Here is a 5,209-nt window from a genome sequence, read left to right on the forward strand (position 1 = left end):
GCGGAGGCGATCTTCGAGCGGCTGTGCGGCGGCGAGAGCCTGACGTCGATCACCCGCGACCGGGCGATGCCGTCGATGTCGACCGTGCGCTACTGGCGCGCGCACGTGGCGGGGTTCGACGACCTGGTGCGCGAGGGGATGGCGGCGCGGGCCGACTGGTTCTGCGACCACGGCTGGGAGCTGGCCGAGGCGGCGACGCCGGAGACGGCGTACCTGACCCAGGTGCGGCTGGGGCACCTGCGCTGGATGGCGGGGGTGATGGCGCCGCGGGTCTATCGGCTGAAGGCGGCCGAGCCGGCGAAGGAGGCGCCGCCGGCGCAGACCATCCTGGTCCGGCGGTTCGAGCGCGACGTCGACCCGGCGACGGGGCAGGCGCGGACCGTGTCTCTGACCATCGACCACGAGGGCGGCCGGGTGGTGAAGGAGGTCCTGGGGCCCGATGGCTGGCAGGAGGTCGACTAGGCGTGCGGTTTCCCCGCCGCGCGGGGCGGCGGGGAGGTAGCGCGAGGCTTAGTGGGCTTCGGCCGGGGTGGTGACGGCGGCGTCGGCGGCGGCGCCGGCGGCCTGGGCGTTGGCGGCGGCCGTGTTCGCCGCAGCGGCGGTGTTGGCGGCGGCCGCGTCGGCGGCGGCGGCGGTGTTAGTGGCCGCGTCGCCGGCGGCGGACATGGCGGTGTCGCCGGCCGCGGCGGCGGTCGAGGCGGCGGCGTCGCCGGTGGCGGCGGCGCTCTCTTCGGTCTTCTGCGAGCAGGCGGCGAGGGACAGGGCGGCGGCGGCCACGGCGGCCAGGGTCAGGATACGCATCGGTGCTCTCCGGTTGGTGGAGCGGCCAAGGTTGGGCGGAACGGGCCGGATGTCCATGGCCGATCTCGCCGGAAGATCAGGCCCCGTCGGCGTCGACGACGATGGTGACGGTCTTGCCGCGGGACAGCGGCTCCCAGCCGGCGGCGATGGCCGAGGCGATGGCGCGGGCGACGAGACGGGTGTCGATCTGGGCCGGCTGCAGCTGCGGCGCGCCGAACCGCGGCTGGGGACCGAAGGGGAACTCGAGGACCGCCTCGCGCTGGCCTTCCTTGTGGCGGACGGCCAGCGCCATGCCGTGGCGCTCCTTGGGGTCGGACGACCAGCGCGGCTTGCGCTGCAGGCGCCAGACGTAGGGCTCGGCGTCGACGACGATGTCGAACTCCGGGACGGTGTGCTTGGGGCGGGCCATGGCGCCGGGGTAGCGCGGCGGCGCGCGGAGGTCGAGGGCCGGCTAGCGGGGCGCGGGGTTGTCGAGGACGACGCGGTAGAGGCGGGCGGCGTCGCTGGTCCAGGTGTAGGCGAGGCCGCGCGGGGTCAGGGCGACGTCGCCGGGGCCGAAGCGCTCGACCTGGCCGGACGCGGTGCGGAGGGTGACGTGCCCCTCGAGGAAGACCAGCAGCTCGGGGTTCGCGGCGACGTGGGCGGCGGGGGTGGTCACCGGCGGGGTCGTCCACAGGCGCATGGCCGCGCCGTTCGGGCCCTTGTAGATGTCGCGCGGCGGGCCGGCGGGATCGAGGCGGACGACCTGCGGGTCTGCGACCGGAGCCGGGGCGCCCGGCGGGGCGAAGTCGAAGACGACGAAATATTCCTTCAGGTCCCGCGTGCGGAACCAGGAGAACTCCGTGCCGCGCGGGAAGAAGATCGACTCGCCCGGCCGGAAGGTCATGTCGGGGCCGGACTTGGGGCGGAAGGTGACCTCGCCCTCCAGCACTTTGATGTAGGAGGCGAAGTTCCAGCGCGCCATCGGGCTGGAGAGGTCGGGCGAGGACCAGGCGCCGGCCGAGGGGCCGTTCATGGCGCCGTCGTAGATGTAGATTTTCGAGGCGCCGTAGCCGTAGGTCTTCATCGCGCCCGGATGCGGGCCGTCGGGCTGGAAGCGCAGGATCTTCAGCGGCGCCTCGGCGACCGCGGCCGCCGGCGCGGCGGCGAGGAGGAGCGCCAGGGCGAGCGCGCGCATCAGTCGAGGCTGCCGGCGGTGACCGCGCCGTCCATCAGCACCGCCCGGACCGGGATCTTGGCGACGTCGAAGGGGTCGGCCTGGAAGGGGTCGGCGCCGAGGACGACGAGATCGGCGCGCTTGCCCGCCTCGAGGGTGCCGATCTGGTCGCCGACGCCCTGCTGGCGGGCGCCGCCGAGGGTGTAGGAGAAGAGGGCCTCCGCCAGGGTCAGCCGTTCGGCCGCCTGGTTGACCGGGCCGCCGGGACTGGGCGCGCGGGTCATGCTCTGTTGCACGCCGATCAGCGGGCGGGTGGTCGAGATGCCGCTGTCGTAGAGGATGTCGCTGCCGGCCGAGACGTTGGCGCCGGTCCGGAGGATGCTGCCCATCGGCTGGCGGAAGCCCTCGCCCGCGCCCCAGGCGCCGCCGAACCACTGGGAAGTGAAGTTGGCGGTGACGTCGAGCTCGCGGAAGCGGGCGATGTTGGCGGCGTCGACATGGGCCAGGTGGCAGATGGCGACGTGGATGCGCAGCGGCCGACCGAGCTGCTTGCGGGCGTCCTCGATGGCGTCGAGGGCCTCGTCGGAGGCGCAGGCGGTCAGGGCGTGGATGTGCAGGTCCATGCCGGCGTCGTCGAGGTCGCGGATGAAGCGCGTCAGGCGGGCGCGGGGCGCGATGACCCGGCGACGGCCGGGGTCGGCGGCGGTGGGGATCGGCTCGCAGGCGCTGCCGAGGTTCTCGACGCCGTCGTAGTGGATCTTGGCGGTGTTGATGGTGACGTGGGACGTGCCGTAGGCGGCCTGGAGGCGGCGCAGCGTCGGGATGGCGAGGTCGAACTGCTCGGGTTTCCAGATGTGATAGGACCCGAAGTAGCGGACCGGCAGCTGGCCGGCGCGGTCGAGGTCGGCGACGGCCTTGTAGATGTGTTCCTCGAGCCCGTAGTTGCCGCCGTCGAACACCGCGGTGTCGCCGTTGCGGGCCAGGAAATCGAGGTAGGCCTTCATCCGCAGGCGGAGCTTGTCGTCGGGCAGCAACCACAGCGCCGCCAGCTTGTCGGTGGCGATGAACTCTTTCAGCCAGCCGGTCGGCTCGCCGTGGGCGTCGCGGGTCATGAACGAGACGGGCGTCAGGTCCGGCGTCGCCTTGGTCACGCCCAGCAGGCGCAGCATGGTGCTGTTGGCCCAGTAGCTGTGGCCGGAGTTGTCGAAGATCACCACCGGGGTGTTCGGCCAGATGGCGTCGAGCTCGCGGCGGTCGGGGCCGCTCGGGGCGAACTGTTCGACGTTCCAGCAGCACAGGCGGACGAGCTGTTCGTCCGGCCGCTTCCTGGCGTGCTCGCGCAGGGCGGCGAAGAAGGCCGCCTTGGTGCGGGTCGGGAGCGGGCCGTCCTGGTCGCCCTTGGGCGCGACGGAATCGACGATGGGGTGGCCGGGCCCCATGACGGCGACCATGCCCGGATGGATGTGAGCGTCGAACATGCCCGGCATGACGAAGCCGCCGCGCAGGTCCACCACCCTGGCCGCGCCAGCCAGGGCGGACGCCTGGTCGGCGCGGCCGACGAAGACGATGCGGTCACCCTTGAGCCCGATGGCCTGGGCCCAGGGGTCAGCGCCGGCGCCGGTGTAGATTCGCCCGTTGGTCAGGACGAGGTCCGGCGCCGGATTCGCCTGGGCAGCGGCGGAGGTCGCCGCCGCCAGGCCGAGCAGCGCGAACGCCAGCCCATGAACAATGGATCGAAACATCCGGCGGGCGACGCGCATATGCTCTCCGATCAGTAGCGGTAGGTGACCGTCACGCCCATGACCCGCGGACGGATCGGGCGACCCTGCCATTGGAAGGCGGGGTAGGAGTGCTGGACGTCGAGCAGCTTGTCCTCGTTGAGGAGGTTGTTGACGAACAGGGAGGCCTCGACGTTCTCGAGCTCGAAGCCGGCCCGCATGTTGACGATCGTGTAGGCATCGTTCGGCTGCAGCAGCGGATCGAAGTTGAACGCCTCGCGCACCGCCCGGCCGGTGCGGCGGGCCTTGGAGAAGGCCACCGCGTCGACGCGGAGGTACGGTCGATACTGCTCGGCGAACGGCAGCTCGATCCGGGCGCCGACCGTGACGTTCAGCGGCGGACCCGAGCCCGGCACCGCCGTGCCCTCGGCGAGGATGACGCCGGAGGGGCTGTCGAGGCCCTCGGTCAGGGTGGCGTCGGTGTAGGCGAGGCTGCCCATCAGCAGCAGGTTGGGCGTAGCCTGCCAGGTGGCGCCGAGGTCGATGCCCTTGACCTCCGCCGCGCCGAAGTTGGTGTTGATGCCGTAGCCGCACTGCGGCAGCAGCAGGCTGGTCTGGATGTTCTTCCACTTGATCAGGTAGACGCTGGTGTCGAGGACCAGGGCGCCGCCGAGCAGGCGGTTCTTCGCGCCGGCCTCGTAGCTCCACAGGCTGTCGGACTCGATGGTCGGCGGGGTCGCCGGACGCCCGTTGCTGTCGAAGAAGCCGAAGGCGGCGAGGTCGCCGTTACAGCCGGTCGGCAGCGGCGCCTGGGCGGCGCCGGGACGGAAGCCCTTGCTGGCCGAGGCGTAGAACAGGTTGCGCTCGTCGGCCTGGAAGCTGAGCCCGATCTTCGGCGTGAAGATGTTCTCGGTGACCTCTTCGTTGGCCTGGGCGAACGACGGGGCGAAGGGACCCGGCGCGTTGAACACGCAGGTCTGGCCGGTCGGGCACGGGGCGCCGAACGGGGCGTTGGTGTTGTTGATCGGGCCGTCGGCGTCGAGCGAGTACTTCAGCTGGTTCACCGAGTAGCGCAGGCCGGCGGTCAGCGTGAGGCGCGGCGTCAGCTTGAAGTCAAACTGGGCGAAGGCCGAGGACTGACGCTCCTTGGACTTGATGACGTAGTCGAAATAGCCAGCGCCGTTGGGGCCGATCATCGGCGTGCCCCAGATGTTCTGCCAGTTGGCGTACTGCGGGCCGAACGGGGTGGTGGCGGGCGGGATGAAGAAGAACGACTGCAGCTGGGTGAAGTTGTTCCACTCGGCGTACTCGTTCTCGAACTGCCGCTGGAAATTGTAGAACAGGCCGACCGTGCCGCTGAACCGGTCCTCCTTGGAGCCGATCGAGGCGCGGAACTCCTGGGTGAAACTCTTCTGGGTGTCGATGTTCCAGTTGGACACCCGGCCGCCAGCCGGCACCCACGGCAGCGAGCCGTAGACGGTCATGTTGCCGAGCGTGAAGTCGAGCGTGTAGTCGCGCTTGTTGTAGACGTAGC

General features: G+C 71.3%; 6 protein-coding genes. 1 reads left to right on the forward strand and 5 read right to left on the reverse strand.

Features of this window, described 5'->3' with window-relative positions:
• A partial coding sequence (locus ACILRF_RS14265; RefSeq protein ID WP_395674022.1) for a hypothetical protein occupies positions 1-462 on the forward strand: 462 nt, incomplete at its 5' end.
• 48 nt (positions 463-510) lie between these two features.
• Here ACILRF_RS14265 and ACILRF_RS14270 read toward each other — a convergent pair.
• The 5 genes from ACILRF_RS14270 to ACILRF_RS14290 all read right to left on the reverse strand — a co-directional run.
• A complete protein-coding gene (locus ACILRF_RS14270) occupies positions 511-801 on the reverse strand; it encodes a hypothetical protein (protein ID WP_395674024.1) in 291 nt (96 codons plus the stop codon).
• A gap of 76 nt (positions 802-877) precedes the next feature.
• A complete protein-coding gene (locus tag ACILRF_RS14275) occupies positions 878-1,210 on the reverse strand; it encodes a hypothetical protein (protein ID WP_395674026.1) in 333 nt (110 codons plus the stop codon).
• A 42-nt stretch (positions 1,211-1,252) separates the two neighbouring features.
• A complete protein-coding gene (locus ACILRF_RS14280; protein ID WP_395674028.1) occupies positions 1,253-1,978 on the reverse strand; it encodes a cupin domain-containing protein in 726 nt (241 codons plus the stop codon).
• Positions 1,978-3,717, reverse strand: a complete 1,740-nt coding sequence (locus ACILRF_RS14285; protein ID WP_395674029.1) for an amidohydrolase — start codon at positions 3,715-3,717, stop codon at positions 1,978-1,980. The genes ACILRF_RS14280 and ACILRF_RS14285 overlap by 1 nt, the downstream gene beginning before the upstream one ends.
• A gap of 11 nt (positions 3,718-3,728) precedes the next feature.
• Positions 3,729-5,209: TonB-dependent receptor (locus ACILRF_RS14290; RefSeq protein ID WP_395674031.1), on the reverse strand; the 1,481-nt coding region annotated here is incomplete at its 5' end.

It is taken from the genome of Phenylobacterium sp. (assembly GCF_044236515.1).
Classification (GTDB): Bacteria; Pseudomonadota; Alphaproteobacteria; order Caulobacterales; family Caulobacteraceae; genus Phenylobacterium.